This window comes from Arthrobacter sp. MDT1-49-2 (genome assembly GCF_059090185.1).
The window spans coordinates 296,614-317,571 of record NZ_JBNHFK010000003.1; the positions used below are offsets into that span (position 1 = coordinate 296,614).

Consider the following 20,958-nt stretch of genomic DNA (forward strand, 5'->3'; position numbering starts at 1 on the left):
GTGCAGGTGGAAGAGTCCGGACAGCTCCCCGGCGCAACAGTGCTGGCCCCCGGCAGGGAAGTGACCGTTACGGTCCCGGCCACCAGCGCCAACCTGGGACCGGGATTTGATTCCCTGGGGCTGGCGCTGTCGCTGTATGACACCGTCCGGGTGCGGACCGCCGATGAACCGGGCATTACCGTGCAGGTGACGGGGGAGGGCGCGGACCAGGTTCCGCTGGATTCCTCCCACCTGGTGGTGCGCACGATTCTCTCCACCCTGGCGGACGCCGGCTATGCCGTCCGCGGCCTGCACCTCAGCGCCGAGAACGTCATCCCGCACGGCCGGGGCCTGGGATCGTCCGCCGCGGCGATCGTCTCCGGCGTGCTGGCCGCCAATGCCCTCCTGCCGGAGGAGGACCGGCTGGACGCCGCAGGGGTCCTGCACGCCTGCTCGGCTCTGGAGGGCCACCCCGATAACGTGGCACCCGCGCTGGCGGGCGACCTTGCGGTTTCCTGGGAGACCGACGGCGTCTTCCGCTCGGCCCGCGCCGTCGTCCATCCCGAGGTGGTGCCGGTGGTGGCAATCCCCGCCACCGAGCTGTCCACCGAACGGGCGCGCGGGCTCCTGCCTGCCACAGTTGCGCACCGGACCGCCGCCGCAAACTCGGGCCGCGCCGCGCTTTTGGTCCATGCCCTGACCACGGACCCGGCCCTCCTTCCGGAAGGAACACAGGACTTCCTGCACCAGGACTTCCGCGCCCCCGCCATGCCCGCCAGCGCCGCGCTGATCCGGGCGCTGCGCGCTGCGGGGTTCGCAGCAACGGTTTCCGGGGCCGGCCCCACCGTCCTGTGCCTGGCCGAGGGGTCGTCTGCCGCAGAGGCGGCGGAGGAGCTGATGGCCCGGGAGCTGCAGGCAGCCGGTGAAAACTGGCGTGTTCTCCGGCTTGGCGTGGAGCGAGATGGTGCTAGAGTGGAAGTGCACCAGCGGTAGTTTTACCGTTCTTGTGCTCCCGCAGGCATGGCCGTCCGTTTCGGGCCGCCCGGGCTTTCGTTGAAAACACTTCACCGCCCCAGGTGTAACTGCACCCGTTCCGGTGATTTGGTTGACGCAATCGCCCTTACCCGCGGAAGCACTGTCTTCGGTGTAGCCTTCATCCGGTACCGCCAAGAAGCGGCGAGTCCCATTGAATGCCGCGTGTTCGGCAGCAACGCTGACGAAACCCCGTGTGGATTCTTCTAAACAAGGCACCCAGCAGAATCGCCCCTTTCCCGGCTCCGGCCGGATTGTGGCGGACCCGGTCCAATGTCTGATCATCGGTCCGGGGTCAATCACCGCGGCCGGCAATGCGCCGGACCGCCCGACGAGGGGGAAGGATCCTTCGTGACAGATACCACCAGCCTGACTGCAGGCGTGGATTCAGCATCCGCCGGTTCCACCGGCGAGAACACTTCAAAGAGCGCCGGTCTTGCCGGTCTCAAGCTTGCGCAGCTCCAGGCGCTTGCCGGTCAGCTCGGCATCACCGGCGGCTCCCGGATGCGCAAGGGAGACCTGGTTACGGCCATCTCCAACCACCAGCGTGGCGGCGCAGTAGCCGACCGCCCGGTGCGGGGATCCCGTTCGGGCGAAGAGACCGCAGGCAAGGGCGCCGCTGCAGGATCCGACTCTGCACAGGCAGTCCCGGCGCAGTCCGCGGAAGCCCCGGCACAGGGCACCGCCACCGAGCGTCCCACCCGGACCCGGAACCGCAACCGTCGTGCAGCCAGTGACGGTGTCGTCACCTCAGCCCCGGCCGAAACCGCCCCGGAAGCCGCACAGCAGGCTCCGCAGGCCGAGACGGCACCTGAGCGCCCGGCCCGCGAGGACAACGGCCGCGACGAAAACCAGCGTGAGCGCGGCAACCGCCGCAGCCGCAACCGTCGCAGCGACAGCAGCGAGACCAGCACCTCCGGCGCGGAAGCACAGGAGAACGGCGAGAACCGCGGCAACGCATCCTCGAACGGAGCTGCTTCCTCCAACGGCAACGCATCCTCTAACGGCAGCAGCGATGCAGCTTCTTCCAACGGTGCGTCCCAGTCCCAGGGGAACGGTTCGGAGAACCGTTCCAACGATGACGAGCGCAGCGAACGCCGTGAACGCCGCAACCGCGACCGCGACAACAACCGCGAGAACAACCGTGACGGCGGCAACAACCGCGAGAACAACCGCGACCGCGACAATAACCGCGACGGCGGCAATAACCGCGACCGCGACAACAGCCGCGAGAACAACAACCGCGACGACAACGAAGAGAACGGCCGCGGGCGCAACCGCCGCAACCGGAACCGCAACGATCGCAATGACCGTAACGATCGCAACGACCGTTTCCGGGACCGCAACGAGCGTCGCCGCAACCGCAACCAGAACCCCGAGGTCGACGACGTCGAGGTCACTGACGACGATGTCCTGCTGCCCGTAGCCGGCATCCTGGACGTGCTGGAGAACTACGCGTTTGTGCGCACCTCCGGTTACCTCCCGGGCCCGAACGACGTGTACGTTTCCCTCGCCCAGGTCAAGAAGTACAACCTGCGCAAGGGCGACGCCGTGGTTGGCGCCATCCGTGCACCGCGCGAAGGTGAAAACCAGGGCGGGAACCAGCGCCAGAAGTTCAACGCACTGGTCCGCCTCACCTCCGTCAACGGCAAGCCCGCCGAAGACAACAAGGACCGCGTGGACTTCTCCAAGCTGGTTCCGCTGTACCCCTCCGAGCGCCTGCGCCTGGAGACCTCGGCCAAGGTGATCGGTCCGCGTGTTATTGACCTCGTCGCACCGATCGGCAAGGGCCAGCGCGGCCTGATCGTCTCCCCGCCGAAGGCCGGCAAGACGCTCATCCTGCAGTCCATCGCGAACGCAATCACCATCAACAACCCGGAAGTCCATCTGATGATGGTCCTGGTAGACGAGCGTCCCGAAGAAGTCACCGACATGCAGCGTACGGTCAAGGGTGAGGTTATTGCCTCCACCTTCGACCGTCCCGCCGATGACCACACCACCGTGGCCGAACTCGCCATCGAGCGCGCCAAGCGCCTGGTGGAAATGGGCAACGACGTTGTGGTGCTGCTGGATTCCATGACCCGTCTGGGCCGTGCCTACAACCTGGCCGCTCCGGCGTCGGGCCGTATCCTCTCCGGCGGCGTGGACTCCTCCGCGCTGTACCCGCCGAAGCGCTTCTTCGGTGCTGCCCGCAACATCGAAAACGGCGGCTCGCTCACCATCCTGGCCACCGCGCTCGTCGAGACCGGCTCCAAGATGGATGAAGTCATCTTCGAAGAGTTCAAGGGCACCGGCAACATGGAACTGCGCCTGTCCCGCAACCTCGCGGACAAGCGCATCTTCCCGGCCGTGGACGTCAACGCTTCGGGTACCCGCCGCGAAGAGAACCTGCTGTCTCCCGATGAAGTCAAGATCATGTGGAAGCTGCGCCGTGTTCTCTCCGGGCTGGACACCCAGCAGGCGCTGGAACTGCTGACCGGCAAGATCAAGGAAACCCAGTCCAACGTGGAGTTCCTGATGCAGGTCCAGAAGACCACCCTGGGCAGCAAGGACGACTAGCTGCCTTACGAGCCGCTCATGCTCCGGTCCCGGTTAACCCGGGGCCGGAGCCTGGGCGGTTTGTCCGTTAACACCGGACGGCGGAGCCACCCGCGCGCCCGCACCCCGCCGGGGCCGATAAACTGCCTGTGGGATACACAGTCGAAAGAGGAACCTAAAACATGTTTGAGTCCATTCAGGGTCTGTTGGATGAGCACGCTGAGCTTCAGCTGCGGCTCTCCGATCCGGCAGTACACGCGGACCAGGGCCTGGCCCGCCGGCTCGGCCGCCGCTACGCCGAACTCAGCCGGATCGTGGATGCCTACAACCAGTGGCACGGACTCGAGGACGATCTTGCCGCGGCAACGGAAATGGCAGATGAGGATCCGGAGTTCGCCGCCGAGGTCCCCGTGCTGAAGGACCAGCTGGCGGAGGCCCAGGAAAAGCTGCGCCGCCTGCTGATTCCGCGTGACCCCAACGACGGCCGGGACGTCATCATTGAGGTCAAGGGCGGCGAAGGCGGCGACGAAGCAGCTCTGTTCGCCGGCGACCTGCTGCGTATGTACACCCGCTACGCCGAGCACCGCGGATGGCGTACCGAGATCATCTCCGCCACCGAGTCCGACCTCGGCGGCTACAAGGATGTTTCCATGGCCATCAAGGGTTCCTCCAATGACCCGGCCGAGGGCGTTTACGCCCGGCTGAAGTACGAAGGCGGCGTGCACCGCGTCCAGCGTGTGCCCGTCACCGAATCCCAGGGCCGGATCCACACCTCCGCTGCCGGCGTGCTGGTACTGCCCGAAGTTGACGAACCCGAAGAAGTCGAGATCAACCAGAACGATCTCAAGATTGACGTGTACCGGTCCTCGGGTCCGGGCGGCCAGTCGGTGAACACCACGGACTCCGCCGTGCGCATTACCCACCTGCCTACGGGCATTGTGGTGGCCATGCAGAACGAAAAGTCCCAGCTGCAGAACCGTGAGGCTGCCATGCGTGTGCTGCGCTCCCGCATCCTCGCGCATGAGCAGGAGAAGATCGACGCCGCGAACTCGGACATCCGGAAGTCACAGATCCGCACCATGGACCGGTCCGAGCGGATCCGTACCTACAACTACCCGGAAAACCGGATTGTGGACCACCGCACCGGCTACAAGGCCTACAACCTGGATACCGTCCTGAACGGTGAGCTGGAAGCCGTGGTCCAGGCTGCCATCGAGATGGATGAGCAGGCCCGGCTGGACGCCATCGGTGACGAAAGCTAACCCGGCAGGACCGGCAGGGGAGACCCTGGACGCCGCGCTTCGGAGCGCCACGGCACGCCTGGCGGAGGCCGGTGTTCCCTCGCCCCGGGTGGATGCGGAACTGCTTGCCGCGCACCTGCTGGGGGAGACGGTGGGCAGGGTCCGGGCCCTGGCTTTCACCGATGCCCCGGCTCCGGAAGGCTTTGCCGACGTGGTGGCCGAGCGCGCAGCGCGCGTGCCGCTGCAGCACATCACTGGCAAGGCGCATTTCCGTTATCTTGAACTGGCGGTGGGCCCCGGCGTGTTTGTGCCGCGTCCGGAAACCGAAACCGTGGCGCAGCTGGCCATTGACGCTGCCCGGCGGATCCCCTCGCCGATGGTCGTGGATCTGGGTACCGGTTCCGGCGCCATTGCAGCCGCCGTGGCGTCCGAAGTTCCCGATGCCGAAGTGCACGCCGTGGAGCTGAGCCCGCTGGCCTACGCTTGGGCGGAGCGGAACCTCTCACCGCTGGGCGTGCACCTGGTACAGGGGGACCTGCGCACCGCGTTTGGGGACTACAACGGACGCTTCGACGTGGTGGTTTCCAACCCGCCCTACATTCCGGCAGAAGCCGTTCCCATCGAACCCGAAGCCGCTGAGCATGATCCGGCGATGGCACTCTACGGCGGCGGTGCGGACGGCATGGAACTGCCCGCGGCTGCTGCGCGCACGGCGGCACGGCTGCTGGTTCCGGGCGGATACTTCGTGATGGAGCACGCAGAAGTCCAGGCACCCGCCGTAGCCCGCATGCTGGCCGGCGATCCGGCCTGGACGGATGTCCGTTCCCACCTTGACCTCAACGGCCGGCCCCGTGCCACCTCAGGCGTCCGGCGGCCCGTCACGGCCGAACCCGTGAGAACCGAACCGATGGCATCCACACATGAAGGAATGTTGCCGTGAGCACCAGTTATGACTGCACCAACCCCGAAGAACTCAGCGAAGGCCTTGCGGCCGCGCAGCAGGCCATTGCTGCGAAAGCCTGCATCGTGCTGCCCACCGACACGGTGTACGGAATCGGCGCGGACGCGTTTTCGCCGCAGGCCGTGGCCACCCTGCTGGCCGCCAAGGGCCGTGGACGGAGCATGCCCCCGCCCGTCCTGATCCCGCGGCTGCAGACCATGGACGGGCTCGCTACGGACATCCCCGAGGATGCCCGCCGCCTTGCCGAAGCCTTCTGGCCCGGTGGCCTGACGCTGATCTTCCACGCCCAGCCGTCGCTGAGCTGGGACCTGGGCGACACCCTGGGGACCGTCGCGCTGCGGATGCCCGATGACCGGATAGCACTCGACCTGCTCGGGGTCACCGGCCCGCTGGCGGTTTCCTCCGCCAACCGCACCGGCTCCCCGGCAGCACAGACCGCAGCCGAGGCGCAGAGCCAGCTGGCTGAATCGGTGGAGGTCTATCTGGAGGCGGGCCACCGCCCGGAGGCCAAGGAAGACGGCATCCCGTCCACCATCGTGGACGCCACCAGTGAGCCGATGCGCGTGGTCCGCCGCGGTGCAGTCAGCCTCGAAGCGCTGCGGGCCGTGGTGCCGGGCATCCTGGACCTGGACGAAGAACCGGTGCAGGAGACGGCACAGCAGCCGGAACCGGAGCCCCAGGCGCCTGCACCTTCCCTGGGTAAGGAATAGACCCTCCCGGGATGGGTCCTCCCGCCGGCCGCTAGCTGCGGGAGGACTCCAAAACGTGCTGCACCCGCGGTTCGGGCACATTGCCGGTAGCCTCGGCCCAGCCCGGTTCCTGCCGCTGACCGAACCACATCATTTCGACGCGGCGCAGGGGACCGTGGAAGCGTTCTCCGGCCAGCGATGAAACCGCGTAGCCGGTACGGAGCATGGCCTTGCAGAACCAGGCAGGCAACCGGGCCGGCCGGCGTCCGCCGGCCGATTCGAGCACCGAGGAAACCGAGGCCTGCTCCCAGGGCTGCAGGACCACAGCGGGTACCTGGCCGGGATGGCTGGCAACGGTCAGGACAAAATCCACCAGGGCATCCACGGAGCTGACGGGGCTCGGGGCGGTGCCGGGCGCCGCCACGGACGCCAGCGGGGAGGCTGCCAGCCTGGCCAGCTTCGCCGTCGTCGGCCTGCCGGGACCCTGTACCGAGGTCGCCCGGACGGTGACGACGCTGCAGGAGCCGGCCTGCCGGGCGGCGAGTGCCTGCTCGCCCAGGGCCTTGGCCCGCGAATACGCGGAGAAGGGCTCAACGTGGCTGCTCTCGTCCAAAAACGGCCGGTGGCCCTGAACGGCAGCACTGCTCAGATGGACAAACCGACGGACTCCGGCGGCGTCTGCGGCGTCGGCGATCAGCACGGGCAGCAGTGCGTTTGCGCCCCGCAGCTCGGGAGAATCTCCGGCGCCGGGAGTTGCCAGGCCCGCGGCGTTGATCACCACGTCGGCTCCCGTGAAGGCTGCGGTGAGCGACTCCCGGTCAGAGATCATGCCGGCTGCGGCGGCTGCCAGGGTACGGGCGTCGGCGTCCGCGGCCTGCAGGCGGGGCGCGGAAACTGTCCGGACGCGGGCACCGCGGGCTGTGAGCGCGGCGTACACGGAGGAGCCGATAAACCCGGTGGCGCCCACAACCACCCACACAGGTGCGGAGGAGGGAACGGAGGCGGAACCGGAGGACGTGGAGGGAGTGCTCAAACCTGTTGCTTTCGTGGTGATGGTTCTGCCAGCGGAGGCATGGGAGTCCAGGACGGATCCCGCAGGATCCGGCGCGAGCCGCGCCAGCCGGTCCAGAGCCGTTCCACGCCGTGCAGCGTATGCTCCACCGCCAGCAGGCGCAGCAGCTCCTTAGCCGCGGTCAGGAACGTGCCTATCCCGAAGCCCACCGGGCTGAAGCGGCCGTGCGCCTGCAGGTAGCGGGCGGTGTGTCCGCGGTTGCGCATGGACGTGAAACGGCCCAGATTGCTTGAATCGTTCAGGTGCCGGATGCCAAGGTCGATCTGTTTCTGCGGGCGGACCTTGCGCAGCACAAAGTCGTTGACGTACGCCACCGGCCGGTCCAGGGACGCCAGCCAGCCGTAGATCAGGTCATCACCGTTGATGAAGTATCGTGCGTCCGGCGGCCCGATCCTGCGGACCTGTGCGGCGCTGATAAGCATGCCTTCAAAGCAGCCCACATTGGTTTCGAAAACGGGGGAGTCGCGGAAAACGTTGCCGCGCACCGGCAGATGCACGCCGAGGAACGGCACAAAGCGGTGCTGCCAGAAGAAGGGCGCCCCGGCGTCGTCGTACCGGCGCCCGTGGATGCACTCGTAGCGGCCGGTCCACTTGCGCAGTGCGGCCACTGCATGGGGGAGGACTTCGACGTCGTCATCCATCAGCCACAGCCACTGTGCCCCGTTGGCCAGGGCCGCCTCGGTGCCGGCCGCAAATCCGCCGGCTCCGCCGGTATTGGTCTCCAGCCGGATGGACTGCAGCGGAACGGGGAAATCCGCCCTGGCCGCCTCCACCACGTCGGGGGTGTCATCTGTGCTGGCATTGTCCACCACCAGCACGCCCGCGGGGGCGGGATCCAGTGCCCGGATGCTCTGCAGCAGGCCGGCCAGGAAACCCGAGCGGTTGAACGTGGTGATAACGATGGTCAGTGCGGCCTCGTTGGCCGGCAGGTCCTGCGCGGCGGGCACCGCTAGAACCCGAAATCCGAGGGCGGTCCGAAGCGGCGGCCGCCCAGGCCCGCTGCGTAGGCACGCAGCCACTGCACAAATCCCCGGGGATCCTTTGTCCGGGCAAAGTGGACCGGGTAGCCCACCGTGTCGGCCACCAGGGACCGAACCCGCCGGTAGCGGCGCGTCAGGTGGCCGCGGTTGCGGTAGAAGTAAAACTGCTTGAACGCGTTTTCCGGAACCAGCACGTGCATCCGGTCGCCCAGCACCGGCTGCACCTCCGCCCATGCGGCAGGGTGGGTCAGGGCCACCGTGGTGACCGTGCCGAACTCGACGCCGGCACGCCGCAGCCGGATCATGAAGTCGGTTTCGTCCCCGCGGATGAACAGCCGCAGATCCGGCAGCCCGACCCGGTAGAACACATCGGTCCGGATCAGCGCACCGTTGAAGAAATGCCCCACGTTGGGCAGGAAGCCCCGTTCAGCCACCAGGGCGCGGTCGTGGGTGAGTTTTCCGTCGATGCGGAAGTGGAAGGAGAGCGTGTCGGGTGCTCCGGGAGCAACCACGAGCGGCAGGACAACATCAAGCCCGCGTTCCTTTGCCGCCGCAAGAAGTGTGGCAACGCATTCCGGATCTTCAGGATGGGCGTCGTCGTCCATAATCCAGATCCATTCGGCACCCGAAGCCATTGCTGAGAGAATAGCGAGGGAGAATCCGCCGGCGCCGCCGAGGTTCGTGTTGGAACGGATGTAATTGACCGGCGCGGACGAGGTGTCGGCGATATCCTTGACCGGGCTCTTCCCGGAGTCCACCAGGGCCACGGAAGTGATGTTTCCGGTCTGCGCGGCCAGGGCTTCCAAGAGCGTCTTGACGTCGTCGGGGCGGTCGAAGGTGACCGCTGCTACCGCCACTGAGTCCGGCAAGATGTTCCTTTCGAAGCACCCCGGAGCATCGGCCAAAGCCGAAACAGGAGAGGGTGTGCAGTTAGTATGCTGAATAGATTCCAGTCTATTACACCGGATTCTTCCACCAGTTCTATGCACCATCGAGAAGAGAGCCGGGTATCCACCCGTTGAGGACCATGAGGCAAAAACCTACGGACAACAAGAGCCTTCCCCGGGGGGAAAAGCCGGTTCTGTGGCTCTGGTCGCAGTACATGCTGGACTCGCTGGCATGGATCGTGTCCATCGTGCTTGCCCTGGTGCTGCGCTACGAACTGACCGTGGAGCAGATCAGCCCCGGCGGCCTGGCGGTCTTCTGCGGCGTCGCGGTATTGACCCAGCTGGTTGTCGGATACTCGTTCGCGCTGTACCGCGGACGCTACAGTTTCGGCAGCTTCCACGAGATGCGCCTGCTGGCCGTCGTCACGCTGATTGTCTCGGCCATCCTGGTCCTGGCCAGCGCCCTTTTCGGCCTGGTGATCGACATTCCGCGCAGCACCGGCATGATCGCTTTCCCCTTCGCCTGCCTGTTTATGGCCGCCATCCGCTACCTGAAGCGGATGTATGTGGAAAGCCGGGCCCGTCCGGGCGAGGAAGCCCAGCGTGCCCTTATCTACGGAGCCGGATTCCTGGGCAGCTCCCTGGTCTCGCGGATGATGAAGGACCCCGAATCCCCCTACTACCCGGTGGGCCTGATCGACGATGATCCGGCCAAGAAACACCTGCGGCTGGCCACCGTTCCCGTCATCGGCAAACTGGTTGACCTGCCCGATCTGGTGCACCGGACCCGCGCCACCGTATTGATCGTGGCGATGGCGGACATCGAAGCCAAGCAGGTGCGCGAGATTTCCGACCGCGCTGAAGGCCTGGACCTGCGGGTGCTGGTGCTTCCCCCGCTCAAGGACATGCTGGCCAAGGGCGACGGCGCCGGGCTGACCGACTTCCGCGACGTTGCGGTGGAGGACCTGATCGGCCGGCGCCCCGTGGACATCCACGTGGACGAGGTAGCGGGCTACCTCTCGGGGAAAAAGGTCCTGGTGACCGGCGCCGGCGGTTCCATCGGTTCCGAGCTCTGCCGGCAGATCACGGCCTTCAATCCGGGCGAGCTGATCATGGTGGACCGGGATGAGACCGGGCTGCAGCTGACCCAGCTGTCCATCACCGGCCGCGGCCTGCTGGACGGCCGGGACACGGTGCTTGCGGACATCCGCGACCCCGACGCGCTGGAGAAGATCTTCCGTGAACGCCGTCCCGACGTCGTGTTCCATGCCGCAGCGCTGAAGCACGTCTCCCTGCTGGAGCAGTACCCGCACGAAGCCTGGAAGACCAATGTGCTGGGTACAGCCAATGTCCTGGCGGCGGCCCGCAAGGCGGATGTGCGCCACTTCGTGAACATCTCCACGGACAAGGCGGCCAATCCCACCACTGTCCTGGGCCATTCCAAGCGGGTGGCCGAAAAACTCACCGCATGGATGGCCCGGGCCACGGGGGAGCGGTACGTCTCCGTCCGCTTCGGAAACGTGATCGGCAGCCGCGGCTCCATGCTGCCGCTGTTCAGCGAACAGATCCGCCAGGGCGGCCCGGTGACGGTGACCGATCCCGAAGTGACACGCTTCTTCATGACCATTCCCGAGGCCTGCCAGCTGGTCATCCAGGCCGGAGCCATCGGCCGCGGGGGCGAGGTCATGATCCTGGACATGGGCGAGCCCGTGAAGATCCTCGACGTCGCGCGCCGGATGATTGCCATGTCCGGCAAGGATGTGGAGATAGTCTTCACCGGCCTGCGGCAGGGCGAAAAAATGCACGAGATCCTGGTGGGCTCGGGCGAAGAGGACTCCAGGCCGTTCCATCCCAAGATCTCCCACGCGTCCGTAGCCGTCCTCAACCCCGGTGACCTTGACCTGGCCGACTGGCTGCGCCGCTGCGGACTTCAAACCCCGCCCGACGACGTTGTGCCGTTGCCCGGTCCGGATGCCGAGGGCGCCTACCGGGAACGGCGGACGGGCTAATGCTGCTGGGCCTCTGCATCGCGGCAGCCTTCCTGACGAGCCTCCTGCTGCCGTTCGTTTTCATTCCCCTGCTGCGGCGCCTGGGCGTGCTGGATGTGCCCAATGAGCGTTCCTCCCACACCACCGTGGTGATCCGCGGTGTGGGCGTCACCGTTGCCGCGGGCGTGCTGGCCGGGCTTGTCCTCGCCCTGCTCACCGGTCTGGTGGCCGTGGACCGCTCCATCGTGGCCATCCTCATCGTCATTACCGGACTGGCATCCCTGCTGGGGTGGATCGAAGACTGGCGGGGCGTCTCCGTCCGGACCCGGGCCGGTACCCAGCTGCTGATCGGGCTTGCCGGCACTGCAGCCCTGGCCTGGACCATGGAGCAGAGCTGGTGGTGGGTTCCCGTGGGGGGACTTGCCATTGCCGCTTACATCAACGTGGCCAATTTTATGGACGGCATCAACGGGATTTCCGGCCTGCACGGTGTGGCTGTCGGCGGGCTCTATTCCGTCAGCGGTGTGCTTTCGGACCATATGTGGCTTACCGTTGCCGGCGCCGTGACGGCGGCCGCCTTCGCGGCGTTCCTGCCCTGGAACCTCGGCAGGGGACAGGTTTTCCTGGGCGACGTCGGCAGTTACCTGCTGGGTTCCGCCGTCGCGGGAATTGCAGTAGCTGCCTTCCTGGCAGGCGTGTATATCGAGTACCTGCTGTTCCCGATCCTCATTTACCTGGTGGATACCTTCTCCACCCTTCTGCGGCGCGTGCGCCGGGGCGAGCGGTGGTACACCGCGCACCGCCAGCACGTTTACCAGCGGCTGACCGACTGCGGGCTTAGCCACGTCCAGGTTTCCCTCTTTGTTACTGCCTGCACCCTCGCCATCGGCGGAACCGGGCTGCTGACGGCAGGCGCCGGTGCCGGGGCTACGGCTGCGGGTGCCCTTTTCGCCGTAGCCGTGGTGGTTTTCTACCTGAGCTCCCCGCGCCTCTTCGCCCGCCGCTACGTGGCCTAGTGTTACGCGGCCTGGCCGCACCCGGTCCGGACGCCGTTCGCGTGGCGGCCATGGTGAGCCCGTGCGGGCCCGTCAGCCGCGCTGTAAGCGGCGACTTCTATGTACTGTAGAATTCAAGGGTCGCGGTAGCCCGCGCCTTATCGAAACCCGTAACTCCCCAGGCAAGGAAGACTGCCCACACCATGAGATCCGACGACGGTTCCCGCTCCGGCGGGTACCTGACACCCTCCGGGCCAACGACGGCCCCCTGGCTGGGGATCCTCAAGGCGGCTCTTGCAGTCACCGGCAGCGGTGCAGTCCTGGCGGCCGCTGCTGCCGCGGTGATATCGGGTCCGGAAGCGGCCGCGAGTTCACTCCTTGGCTGGTTCCTTATTGTTGCGTTCTTCGGAATCAGCCTTTTGGTCGGGCACTTTGTGGGCCGCAGCAATCCGTCCGGTGCCATTGGAATGTTCGTGGTCACCTACGCCATCAAGGTTGTCGGCTTCGCCGTCATTCTTTTTATGCTGGGTGTCCCTGAATGGATGCACCGTGAATGGTTTGCGCTTACGGCGGTCGGTGCAGTGGTCCTCTGGCAGGCTGCCGAGATCCGGGCCTTCTCCCGGACCCGCCACCTGATTTACTCCGAAGCCCCCGAACCCGCCCGCAAGGGAGACTGACATGCCCAATAAACAGCCTGCCTCCGCCCCTTCCGCCTTCCAGGACCCGGCCTCCGGACGCCGCGCAGTACTGCAGTATGTGCTGGCGGGAATCATCGCCCTGGGTTTGATAGGGTGGAGCCTGGATAGTCTCCTGGGAACTCGCTGGATTTTACCGGCCGGTATCGTCCTGGGTGTGGTCAGCGGCTACTATGTCGCCTTCGCACACAGACGCGCCTCGGGTGCAGACCGACCCGCCAAGGGCGGAAAACAGCCGGATACGGATAAATCGAATTGATTTCACAAAACCGAAACAACGGGCGCACCTTGAGCGCGCCCGCCAATGATATGCCCAACGATGGACACAGCAGAGAGGAAACGCGTTGATCGCGCTTGCGCTTCCCGCCTCCAATGACGAGGGATTCGTCGCACCCACCCTCGAAGACATGCACCTCCCTGAGATTCTTCCCTGGGGCGCCGAATATGGTGAAGGGTTTGGAAAGCAGATGCTGCTTATCCTCCTCTCCGTCATCCTTATCGGCTGGTTCTTCATAGCCGCTGCCCGCAAGGGACAGATGGTTCCGGGCCGGCTGCAGTTCCTCGGCGAGTTCAGCTACAACTTCGTCCGCAACTCGATCGGCCGGGACATCATCGGTGAAAAGGACTTCAGGTCCTTTACTCCGCTGCTCTTTGCGCTGTTCTTCTTCATTCTGATCAACAACCTGTGGGGCACCATCCCGCTGGCCCAGCTGCCGACCACGTCCCACGTGGGTACCGCCTATGCGCTGGCAGCGATTGTCTACTTCACCTGGATCATTGTCGGCATCCGGAAGCACGGTATCTCGTACTTCAAGTTCGCCACTGTGCCCTCCGGTGTGCCGATGGCCATCCTGCCCCTCGTGGTGCTGATCGAAATCATCTCCACCTTCCTGGTCCGCCCGATCACGCACAGCTTGCGACTCTTCGCAACCATGCTCTCGGGCCACCTGATCATCATGCTGGCGGGTGCCGGAACCTCGTTCCTGCTGCTCGAGGCTGAAGGACTGCTGAAGCCGCTGGGTGTGCTCACCCTGGTTGGCGGCGTCGGGATGTTCCTGTTCGAAGTTTTGATCCAGTGCCTGCAGGCCTATGTCTTTACCCTGCTGACTGCGATCTACATCCAAGGCTCCCTGGCCGAGGAACACTAAACCTCCCCTTCCCGGGGAACCCCCTGAACCATACAACCTGCCTTCGGGCATCTTGAAAGGAACAAAGCCATAATGATTGGTGAAATCAACGGCAACATCAACCTCGTCGGCTACGGTCTGTCCGCCATCGGCGGCGCCATCGGCGTGGGCCTGGTCTTCGCTGCCTACATCAACGGTGTTGCCCGCCAGCCGGAAGCCCAGCGCGTCCTGCAGCCCATCGCCTTCCTCGGCCTGGCACTGACCGAAGCACTGGCTATCCTTGGTCTGGTTTTCGCGTTCGTTCTGTAACGTCAGCGCGAATTTTCCTCACCAAGTAGATAGGACGGATTGAAATGAACGAGGCACTAATCCTCGCCGCCGAAGAGGGCGCGAATCCACTGGTCCCAAACATCTGGGAGATCCTCGTAACACTGCTTGGCTTCGCCGTGCTGATGTACATCGTCGTCAAGTTCGTCGTCCCGATGTTCGAGAAGACGTATGCAGAGCGTACCGAGGCCATCGAAGGCGGACTCAAGAAGGCTGAAGCCGCCCAGGCCGAGGCCAGTGCAGCTCTGGACGAGTACAAGCAGCAGCTGATCGACGCCCGTACCGAAGCCAATCGGATCCGTGAGGAAGCACGCGCCGAAGGCGCCCAGATCCTCGCTGACCTGAAGGCCAAGGCCGGCGCGGAATCCGCCCGCATCATGGAACAGTCCCACGTCGCCATTGAAGCTGAACGGCAGGCAGCTGTCGTTGCGCTCCGCAGCGAAGTGGGCACCCTCGCCACGGAACTGGCCAGCAAGATCGTTGGCGAGTCGCTCGCCGACGACGCTCGTGCAGCCCGTGTCGTTGACCGCTTCCTTGACGACCTGGAATCCCAGAACGCAGGTGCGGTCCAGTAATGGCAGGTATATCGAGCGAGTCACTGGCCGTGGCACAGGAAAAGCTGGAAACAATGCTTCCCGGCGCCCGCCTGTCCCTGGCCGAGGAACTCTTTGGAATTCTGGGCCTGCTGGACAGCGATGCTGGACTGCTTCGTGCCCTGACGGATCCGGCTCGTGAAGCCTCTGCCAAGGCAGCCCTGGTCTCCAAGCTGGTAGGCGGCAAGGTTTCGACCGATGCCGAGCAGCTTGTTGCTTCTCTGGTGGAGTCCCGGTGGCGCACGCCGCGCGACCTGGGCGATGCCCTGGAAACCCTGGGTGCAACGGTTGTTTCCGCAGTAGCGGAAAACAAGGGCCCCGGCCTCTCCGGCCTGGAAGACCTGGAAAGCGATCTGTTCCGGTTCAACCAGGCAGTAGCAGCCAACCACGAGGTCCAGCGGGCACTGCAGGAACCGCAGGCTTCAGCTGAAGCCCGTTCGGCACTGGCTATGAAGCTGGTACCCGGTATGGGAGCCGAAGCCAAGGTGCTGGTTCGCCAGGCGGTCACCGCCCCGCGCGGACTGCGTCCTTCGGCACTGGTCACGCGGTTCATGGAACTGGTAGCCGGCCGGCAGCAGCGGTGGATTGCAGAAGTGCAGTCAAGCCGTCCGCTGACGCAGGAGCAGCAGAAGCGTCTGCAGTCCTCTCTCAACGGACTGTATGGCCGTGAGCTGAAGATCAACGTCAACGTAGACCCGACGATTCTGGGCGGCATCCGTGTCACAGTGGGGGATGAAGTAGTTGATTCCACCGTTGCGACACGACTGACCGAACTGCGCCGAAAGCTCGCTGTCTAGTCACCTTCAGGGCCGGCAACGGCCAGAGAAACAATTGAGAACCAATCACGGTCATCGGAAGTAAGCGATGATCACAACATAGGAGAGCAGGGACTGCAGATGGCCGAATTGACCATCAACGCCGACGACGTCCGTAATGCGTTGAACGAATTCGCGGCGTCCTACGAACCCGGAAACGCAGAGCGCGTTGAAGTTGGCCGGGTAACCACCGCCAGCGACGGCATCGCCCGTGTGGAGGGCCTGCCCTCCGTTATGGCGAACGAGCTGCTTCGGTTCGAGGACGGCACGCTGGGCCTCGCCCAGAACCTGGACACCCGTGAAATCGGTGTCGTGGTACTTGGCGATTTCGCCGGTATCGAAGAAGGCCAGGAAGTACACCGCACCGGTGAAGTCCTGTCCGTACCCGTAGGCGATGCCTTCCTGGGCCGCGTAGTCGACCCGCTGGGCGAGCCGATGGATGACCTGGGCCCGATCCAGGCTGAGGCACGCCGTGCACTGGAGCTCCAGGCCCCCGGCGTTACCCAGCGTAAGTCGGTCCACGAGCCCCTCCAGACCGGCCTCAAGGCAATCGACGCCATGATCCCGATCGGCCGCGGCCAGCGCCAGCTGATCATTGGTGACCGCAAGACGGGTAAGACCGCCATTGCCGTGGACACCATCCTGAACCAGAAGGCCAACTGGGAGTCCGGCGACGTGCAGAAGCAGGTTCGCTGCATCTACGTTGCCATCGGCCAGAAGGCTTCCACGATCGCTGAAATCAAGCGCACGCTGGAAGACCAGGGCGCCATGGAGTACACCACCATCGTGGCCTCCCCGGCATCCGACCCCGCCGGCTTCAAGTACCTGGCACCGTACGCAGGCTCGGCCATCGGCCAGCACTGGATGTACGGCGGCAAGCACGTCCTGATCATCTTTGATGATCTCTCCAAGCAGGCTGAAGCCTACCGCGCCGTGTCGCTGCTGCTGCGCCGCCCGCCGGGACGCGAAGCTTACCCGGGCGACGTCTTCTACTTGCACTCCCGTCTGCTGGAGCGTTGTGCCAAGCTCTCCGACGAGCTCGGTGCAGGCTCGATGACCGGCCTGCCGATCATCGAAACCAAGGCTAATGACGTCTCGGCCTACATCCCGACCAACGTTATTTCCATCACCGACGGCCAGATCTTCCTGCAGTCGGACCTCTTCAACGCCAACCAGCGCCCCGCCGTCGACGTCGGTATCTCCGTGTCCCGCGTCGGTGGTGCAGCTCAGCAGAAGGCCATGAAGAAGGTCTCCGGTACGTTGAAGCTGGAACTGGCCCAGTACCGCGACATGCAGGCCTTCGCCATGTTCGCCTCGGACCTGGATGCGGCTTCCCGCCAGCAGCTGACCCGCGGTGCTCGCCTGATGGAACTGCTCAAGCAGGGCCAGTACGCTCCGTACCCGGTGGAAGACCAGGTTGTCTCCATCTGGATGGGCACCAACGGCTACCTGGATGACGTTCCCGTTGAGGACGTGCGCCGCTTCGAGACCGAGTTCCTGGAGCACGTACGCCACTCCTCGTCCGTCATGACCGTCCTGGCCGAGACGAACAAGCTCGAGGATTCCACGGTGGATGAGATGAAGAACCTCATCACCAACTTCAAGCAGGGCTTCTTCGGCGAAGGTGACAACCGCATGGTTGCCGCCGGCAACGAAGAGACCTCGGCCTTGGACGAGGACTCCGTAGACCAGGAAAAGATCGTCAAGCAGAAGCGCTAGCGGCTGTGGAGTTCCGCTGCCGGGCCTTGTGCCCGGCAGCGGAACCCAGAGCCATTGCCTTAGCCCCTAGCTCCAACGCTAGGAACTGAAAGGAAGAGTATGGGAGCCCAAATTCGGGTCTACCGCCAGAAGATCGCGTCGACCACGTCGATGCAGAAGATCTTCAAGGCGATGGAGCTGATTGCTGCCTCTCGCATTGGAAAGGCGCGCACCCGTGTGGCTGCGTCACTGCCTTACTCCAATGCGATCACCCGTGCCGTTTCTGCTGTGGCATCCCAGTCGGAGATCGATCATCCGCTGACCACCGAACCGGAGCAGATTCGGCGTGCAGCCGTGGTCATCATGACCTCCGACCGCGGTCTTGCCGGATCCTACTCCGCCGGTGTCCTCAAGCAGGGCGAAGCACTCAATGAATTGCTCCGTGAAGAGGGCAAGGAAGTTAAGACCTACCTTGTTGGCCGCAAGGGGCAGGCGTACTACGAATTCCGTAACCGTTCCGTGGAACGGGTCTGGACCGGCGGTACCGATGCACCCGAGTTCGAAACAGCCCGTGAAATCGGTAAGGCACTCCTCGATGACTTCAATACGGCCTACGAAGACGGCGGCGTGGATGAAATCCACATCGTGTACACGCGCTTCAAGTCCATGGTTATTCAGGAACCTGCGGTTATCCGACTGCTGCCGCTGGAAGTAGTCGAGGAAGAAGCCCAGACAAGCTCTGAGTTCCTGCCTCTCTACGAATACGAGCCGGAGCCGGAAAAGGTTCTGGACGCACTGCTGCCGCGCTACATCGAGTCGCGCATCTTCGCAGCCATGCTCCAGGCAGCCGCTTCCGAGCTTGCAGCCCGCCAGCGCGCCATGAAGGCCGCAGGGGACAACGCCACGGACCTGATCAAGAAGTACACCCGACTTCGCAACAACGCGCGTCAGGCCGAAATCACCCAGGAACTTTCCGAGATCGTAGCCGGTGCGGACGCGCTCAGCGCCTCCTGACCATCTGCCGTCGAAGATAAGTTCCAACGCATAAAAAACTTAGTCCACACGCCATCTAACTGAGTGAAGTGAGAGAGATGACTGCCCAAACTGTCGAGCACGGAGCTAATTCCGTAGCCTCGGGTGCCACCGGCCGTATCGCCCGTGTCATCGGCCCGGTTGTCGACGTCGAATTCCCGGCTGACGCAATCCCCACCATCTACAACGCACTGACCACCGAGCTCACGCTCGACGGCCAGACCCGCACCATCACGTTCGAGACTTCCCAGCACCTGGGTGACAACCTCGTCCGTGCCATCTCCCTGCAGGCCACCGACGGTCTGGTCCGCGGCGCAGCCGTGGTCGACACGGGTGCCCCCATCTCCGTCCCCGTAGGCGACGGCGTCAAGGGCCACATCTTCAACGTCCTGGGCCAGCCCCTGGATGTTACCGAAGACAAGCTGGAGATCTCCGAGCGCTGGCCCATCCACCGCTCGGCACCGAACTTCGCTGACCTCGAGGGCTCGACCGAGATGCTGGAAACCGGCATCAAGGTGATCGACCTCCTCACCCCGTACATCAAGGGTGGCAAGATCGGCCTGTTCGGCGGCGCCGGCGTCGGCAAGACCGTGCTGATCCAGGAAATGATCACCCGTGTTGCCCGCAACTTCGGCGGTACCTCGGTATTCGCCGGTGTGGGCGAGCGTACCCGTGAAGGCAACGACCTCTGGGTTGAAATGGAAGAGGCGAACGTCCTGAAGGACACCGCCCTTGTATTCGGCCAGATGGATGAGCCGCCGGGAACGCGTCTGCGCGTGGCACTGTCGGCTCTGACCATGGCGGAGTACTTCCGCGATGTGCAGAACCAGGACGTGCTGCTCTTCATCGACAACATCTTCCGCTTCACGCAGGCAGGCTCCGAGGTTTCCACCCTTCTCGGCCGCATGCCTTCCGCCGTGGGCTACCAGCCGAACCTGGCTGACGAGATGGGTCTGCTGCAGGAGCGCATTACCTCCACCAAGGGCCACTCGATCACGTCCATGCAGGCCATTTACGTGCCTGCAGATGACTACACCGACCCGGCTCCGGCCACCACGTTCGCGCACCTGGATGCGACCACGGAACTTTCCCGTGAAATCGCTTCCCGTGGCCTGTACCCGGCCGTGGATCCGCTGACCTCGACGTCGCGCATCCTCGACCCGCAGTACGTGGGCCAGGAGCACTACGACACGGCCATCCGCGTCAAGCAGATCCTTCAGAAGAACAAGGAACTGCAGGACATCATCGCCATCCTCGGTGTTGACGAGCTCTCTGAAGAGGACAAGATCGTCGTGTCGCGTGCACGCCGCATCCAGCAGTTCCTCTCCCAGAACACCTACACCGCCAAGCAGTTCACCGGTGTTGAAGGTTCGACGGTTTCCATCAAGGACACCATCGAAGGCTTCAAGGCCATCTGCGACGGCGACGTTGACCACATTGCCGAGCAGGCCTTCTTCAACGTCGGCGGCATGGACGATGTCGAGCGTCAGTGGGCGAAGATCCAAGAGCAGACCGGGAAGTGAGCCCCATGGCGGACACTGCTGAACTCGAAGTTGAGATCGTTGCAGCAGACCACTTCGTGTGGTCCGGTGCAGCAAAGATGGTCAAGGCCCGCACCAGCGACGGCGAGATCGGGATCCTTCCCGGCCACTCACCGGTGCTGGCCATCCTGGCAGAGGGCACCATGGCCATCGAGCCGGTGTCCGGCTCGCGCATTGAGGTAAGCGTTGACGGAGGATTCTTCTCCGTGGACAACAACCGCGTGGTCATTGTGGCCGACAATGCCAAGGTGACCAACGAAGCAACCGCCGGGATCCGCTGACCCCCACCGATGGACAGCTCCTACGTGTTCATTGCTGTGGCAGCCCTCTTCGGGCTGCTGGTCCTGGCAGTAGTGCTTTTCTGGGTGCGCCGCAGTTCCCTGCGGCGCACCCTGGGGACCTTTGATGCCTCCATCTGCCTCCCGCCTGCCGGGTGGCGGATGGGGGTTTGCCGTTATACGGACACCCACTTGGAGTGGCTGCGGCTTGTTTCGCTGAGTCCCCGTCCGCCGTACCGTTTCCTGCGCAGCTCGCTGGAAATCAACGGCTGGCGGGAGCCCACCGAAGCAGAGCGGCCCCGTATCCAGCCGGGCGCCGTGGTGGTTACTCTGTCCTGCCAGGGGAGCGAATTCCTGGTGGCCATGAAGTACGAAACCTACACGGGCCTCTCCTCGTGGCTCGAGGCCGGTCCGGTGATCGGCATCGGCACCTGGCGGTAGCCGGGAGAACGCCAAAAAGGCACAGGGAAGAATCCCTGTGCCTTTTTTG

At 64.6% G+C, this 20,958-nt stretch carries 21 protein-coding genes; 18 read left to right on the forward strand and 3 right to left on the reverse strand.

The window, feature by feature from the left end; translation table 11 throughout:
• From thrB to AC5RTS_RS06280, 5 genes are all read left to right on the forward strand, one after another.
• Positions 1 to 972 (forward strand): homoserine kinase, encoded by a 972-nt coding sequence (gene thrB / locus AC5RTS_RS06260; protein WP_493991210.1) that lies wholly within the window; start codon positions 1 to 3, stop codon positions 970 to 972.
• Positions 973 to 1,362: 390 nt separating this feature from the next.
• Positions 1,363 to 3,570, forward strand: a complete 2,208-nt coding sequence (gene rho, locus AC5RTS_RS06265; RefSeq protein WP_493991211.1) for a transcription termination factor Rho — start codon at positions 1,363 to 1,365, stop codon at positions 3,568 to 3,570.
• Positions 3,571 to 3,731: 161 nt separating this feature from the next.
• The gene (gene prfA, locus AC5RTS_RS06270; RefSeq protein WP_493991212.1) at positions 3,732 to 4,811 is read left to right on the forward strand and encodes a peptide chain release factor 1; all 1,080 of its coding nucleotides are present in this window, start codon (positions 3,732 to 3,734) and stop codon (positions 4,809 to 4,811) included.
• The gene (gene prmC, locus AC5RTS_RS06275) at positions 4,771 to 5,730 is read left to right on the forward strand and encodes a peptide chain release factor N(5)-glutamine methyltransferase (RefSeq protein WP_493991213.1); all 960 of its coding nucleotides are present in this window, start codon (positions 4,771 to 4,773) and stop codon (positions 5,728 to 5,730) included. The genes prfA and prmC overlap by 41 nt, the downstream gene beginning before the upstream one ends.
• Entirely contained in the window at positions 5,727 to 6,461 is a 735-nt protein-coding gene (locus AC5RTS_RS06280) for an L-threonylcarbamoyladenylate synthase (protein ID WP_493991214.1), read from the forward strand. The genes prmC and AC5RTS_RS06280 overlap by 4 nt, the downstream gene beginning before the upstream one ends.
• A 31-nt stretch (positions 6,462 to 6,492) precedes the next feature.
• Here AC5RTS_RS06280 and AC5RTS_RS06285 read toward each other — a convergent pair whose 3' ends face one another.
• Genes AC5RTS_RS06285 through AC5RTS_RS06295 form a run of 3 tightly spaced genes read right to left on the reverse strand, consistent with a single transcriptional unit; the run spans position 6,493 to position 9,361 of the window.
• Positions 6,493 to 7,473 carry an NAD-dependent epimerase/dehydratase family protein gene (locus tag AC5RTS_RS06285; RefSeq protein ID WP_493991215.1) on the reverse strand — a complete coding sequence of 327 codons (981 nt, stop codon included), beginning with the start codon at positions 7,471 to 7,473 and terminating at the stop codon, positions 6,493 to 6,495.
• A complete protein-coding gene (locus AC5RTS_RS06290; RefSeq protein ID WP_493991216.1) occupies positions 7,470 to 8,459 on the reverse strand; it encodes a glycosyltransferase in 990 nt (329 codons plus the stop codon). Before AC5RTS_RS06290 ends, AC5RTS_RS06285 begins: the two co-directional genes overlap by 4 nt.
• Before the next feature lie 2 nt (positions 8,460 to 8,461).
• Complete coding sequence (locus AC5RTS_RS06295; protein WP_493991217.1) at positions 8,462 to 9,361, reverse strand: glycosyltransferase; 900 nt, start codon at positions 9,359 to 9,361, stop codon at positions 8,462 to 8,464.
• Between the two features lie 158 nt (positions 9,362 to 9,519).
• Between AC5RTS_RS06295 and AC5RTS_RS06300 the strand changes: the two genes are divergently transcribed.
• From AC5RTS_RS06300 to AC5RTS_RS06360, 13 genes are all read left to right on the forward strand, one after another.
• Entirely contained in the window at positions 9,520 to 11,388 is a 1,869-nt protein-coding gene (locus tag AC5RTS_RS06300; protein ID WP_493991218.1) for a polysaccharide biosynthesis protein, read from the forward strand.
• Positions 11,388 to 12,383: an MraY family glycosyltransferase gene (locus AC5RTS_RS06305; RefSeq protein WP_493991219.1), complete on the forward strand. Its 996-nt coding sequence runs from the start codon at positions 11,388 to 11,390 to the stop codon at positions 12,381 to 12,383. The genes AC5RTS_RS06300 and AC5RTS_RS06305 overlap by 1 nt, the downstream gene beginning before the upstream one ends.
• 182 nt (positions 12,384 to 12,565) lie before the next feature.
• The gene (locus AC5RTS_RS06310; RefSeq protein ID WP_493991220.1) at positions 12,566 to 13,039 is read left to right on the forward strand and encodes a hypothetical protein; all 474 of its coding nucleotides are present in this window, start codon (positions 12,566 to 12,568) and stop codon (positions 13,037 to 13,039) included.
• A 1-nt stretch (position 13,040) separates the two neighbouring features.
• A complete protein-coding gene (locus AC5RTS_RS06315; RefSeq protein WP_493991221.1) occupies positions 13,041 to 13,316 on the forward strand; it encodes a hypothetical protein in 276 nt (91 codons plus the stop codon).
• Positions 13,317 to 13,401: 85 nt separating this feature from the next.
• A complete protein-coding gene (atpB, locus tag AC5RTS_RS06320; RefSeq protein WP_493991222.1) occupies positions 13,402 to 14,205 on the forward strand; it encodes a F0F1 ATP synthase subunit A in 804 nt (267 codons plus the stop codon).
• A gap of 72 nt (positions 14,206 to 14,277) precedes the next feature.
• Positions 14,278 to 14,493, forward strand: coding sequence for an ATP synthase F0 subunit C (atpE, locus tag AC5RTS_RS06325; protein WP_191807777.1), 216 nt, complete (start codon positions 14,278 to 14,280; stop codon positions 14,491 to 14,493).
• Positions 14,494 to 14,537: 44 nt separating this feature from the next.
• The gene (locus tag AC5RTS_RS06330; RefSeq protein ID WP_493991223.1) at positions 14,538 to 15,086 is read left to right on the forward strand and encodes a F0F1 ATP synthase subunit B; all 549 of its coding nucleotides are present in this window, start codon (positions 14,538 to 14,540) and stop codon (positions 15,084 to 15,086) included.
• Entirely contained in the window at positions 15,086 to 15,901 is an 816-nt protein-coding gene (locus AC5RTS_RS06335; protein ID WP_493991224.1) for a F0F1 ATP synthase subunit delta, read from the forward strand. Before AC5RTS_RS06330 ends, AC5RTS_RS06335 begins: the two co-directional genes overlap by 1 nt.
• A gap of 99 nt (positions 15,902 to 16,000) precedes the next feature.
• Positions 16,001 to 17,638 carry a F0F1 ATP synthase subunit alpha gene (gene atpA, locus AC5RTS_RS06340; protein WP_493991225.1) on the forward strand — a complete coding sequence of 546 codons (1,638 nt, stop codon included), beginning with the start codon at positions 16,001 to 16,003 and terminating at the stop codon, positions 17,636 to 17,638.
• Positions 17,639 to 17,737: 99 nt separating this feature from the next.
• Positions 17,738 to 18,631 carry a F0F1 ATP synthase subunit gamma gene (locus tag AC5RTS_RS06345; protein ID WP_493991226.1) on the forward strand — a complete coding sequence of 298 codons (894 nt, stop codon included), beginning with the start codon at positions 17,738 to 17,740 and terminating at the stop codon, positions 18,629 to 18,631.
• Between the two features lie 77 nt (positions 18,632 to 18,708).
• On the forward strand, positions 18,709 to 20,172 hold the full coding sequence (atpD, locus tag AC5RTS_RS06350) for a F0F1 ATP synthase subunit beta (RefSeq protein WP_493991227.1): 1,464 nt from the start codon (positions 18,709 to 18,711) through the stop codon (positions 20,170 to 20,172).
• A 5-nt stretch (positions 20,173 to 20,177) separates the two neighbouring features.
• Positions 20,178 to 20,471 carry a F0F1 ATP synthase subunit epsilon gene (locus tag AC5RTS_RS06355; RefSeq protein ID WP_227903344.1) on the forward strand — a complete coding sequence of 98 codons (294 nt, stop codon included), beginning with the start codon at positions 20,178 to 20,180 and terminating at the stop codon, positions 20,469 to 20,471.
• Between the two features lie 9 nt (positions 20,472 to 20,480).
• Positions 20,481 to 20,909 (forward strand): DUF2550 domain-containing protein, encoded by a 429-nt coding sequence (locus tag AC5RTS_RS06360; protein ID WP_493991228.1) that lies wholly within the window; start codon positions 20,481 to 20,483, stop codon positions 20,907 to 20,909.
• Positions 20,910 to 20,958: the final 49 nt, after the last annotated feature.

What these genes read in the sequence shown, in the direction of transcription:
- prfA (WP_493991212.1), top strand. Translation starts at nt 3,732, where the DNA reads ATGTTTGAGTCCATTCAGGGTCTGTTGGATGAGCACGCTGAGCTTCAG.
- prmC (WP_493991213.1), top strand. Translation starts at nt 4,771, where the DNA reads ATGAGCAGGCCCGGCTGGACGCCATCGGTGACGAAAGCTAACCCGGCA.
- AC5RTS_RS06300 (WP_493991218.1), top strand. Translation starts at nt 9,520, where the DNA reads ATGAGGCAAAAACCTACGGACAACAAGAGCCTTCCCCGGGGGGAAAAG.
- AC5RTS_RS06305 (WP_493991219.1), top strand. Translation starts at nt 11,388, where the DNA reads ATGCTGCTGGGCCTCTGCATCGCGGCAGCCTTCCTGACGAGCCTCCTG.
- AC5RTS_RS06310 (WP_493991220.1), top strand. Translation starts at nt 12,566, where the DNA reads ATGAGATCCGACGACGGTTCCCGCTCCGGCGGGTACCTGACACCCTCC.
- AC5RTS_RS06315 (WP_493991221.1), top strand. Translation starts at nt 13,041, where the DNA reads ATGCCCAATAAACAGCCTGCCTCCGCCCCTTCCGCCTTCCAGGACCCG.
- atpE (WP_191807777.1), top strand. Translation starts at nt 14,278, where the DNA reads ATGATTGGTGAAATCAACGGCAACATCAACCTCGTCGGCTACGGTCTG.
- AC5RTS_RS06330 (WP_493991223.1), top strand. Translation starts at nt 14,538, where the DNA reads ATGAACGAGGCACTAATCCTCGCCGCCGAAGAGGGCGCGAATCCACTG.
- AC5RTS_RS06335 (WP_493991224.1), top strand. Translation starts at nt 15,086, where the DNA reads ATGGCAGGTATATCGAGCGAGTCACTGGCCGTGGCACAGGAAAAGCTG.
- atpA (WP_493991225.1), top strand. Translation starts at nt 16,001, where the DNA reads ATGGCCGAATTGACCATCAACGCCGACGACGTCCGTAATGCGTTGAAC.
- AC5RTS_RS06345 (WP_493991226.1), top strand. Translation starts at nt 17,738, where the DNA reads ATGGGAGCCCAAATTCGGGTCTACCGCCAGAAGATCGCGTCGACCACG.
- atpD (WP_493991227.1), top strand. Translation starts at nt 18,709, where the DNA reads ATGACTGCCCAAACTGTCGAGCACGGAGCTAATTCCGTAGCCTCGGGT.
- AC5RTS_RS06355 (WP_227903344.1), top strand. Translation starts at nt 20,178, where the DNA reads ATGGCGGACACTGCTGAACTCGAAGTTGAGATCGTTGCAGCAGACCAC.
- AC5RTS_RS06360 (WP_493991228.1), top strand. Translation starts at nt 20,481, where the DNA reads ATGGACAGCTCCTACGTGTTCATTGCTGTGGCAGCCCTCTTCGGGCTG.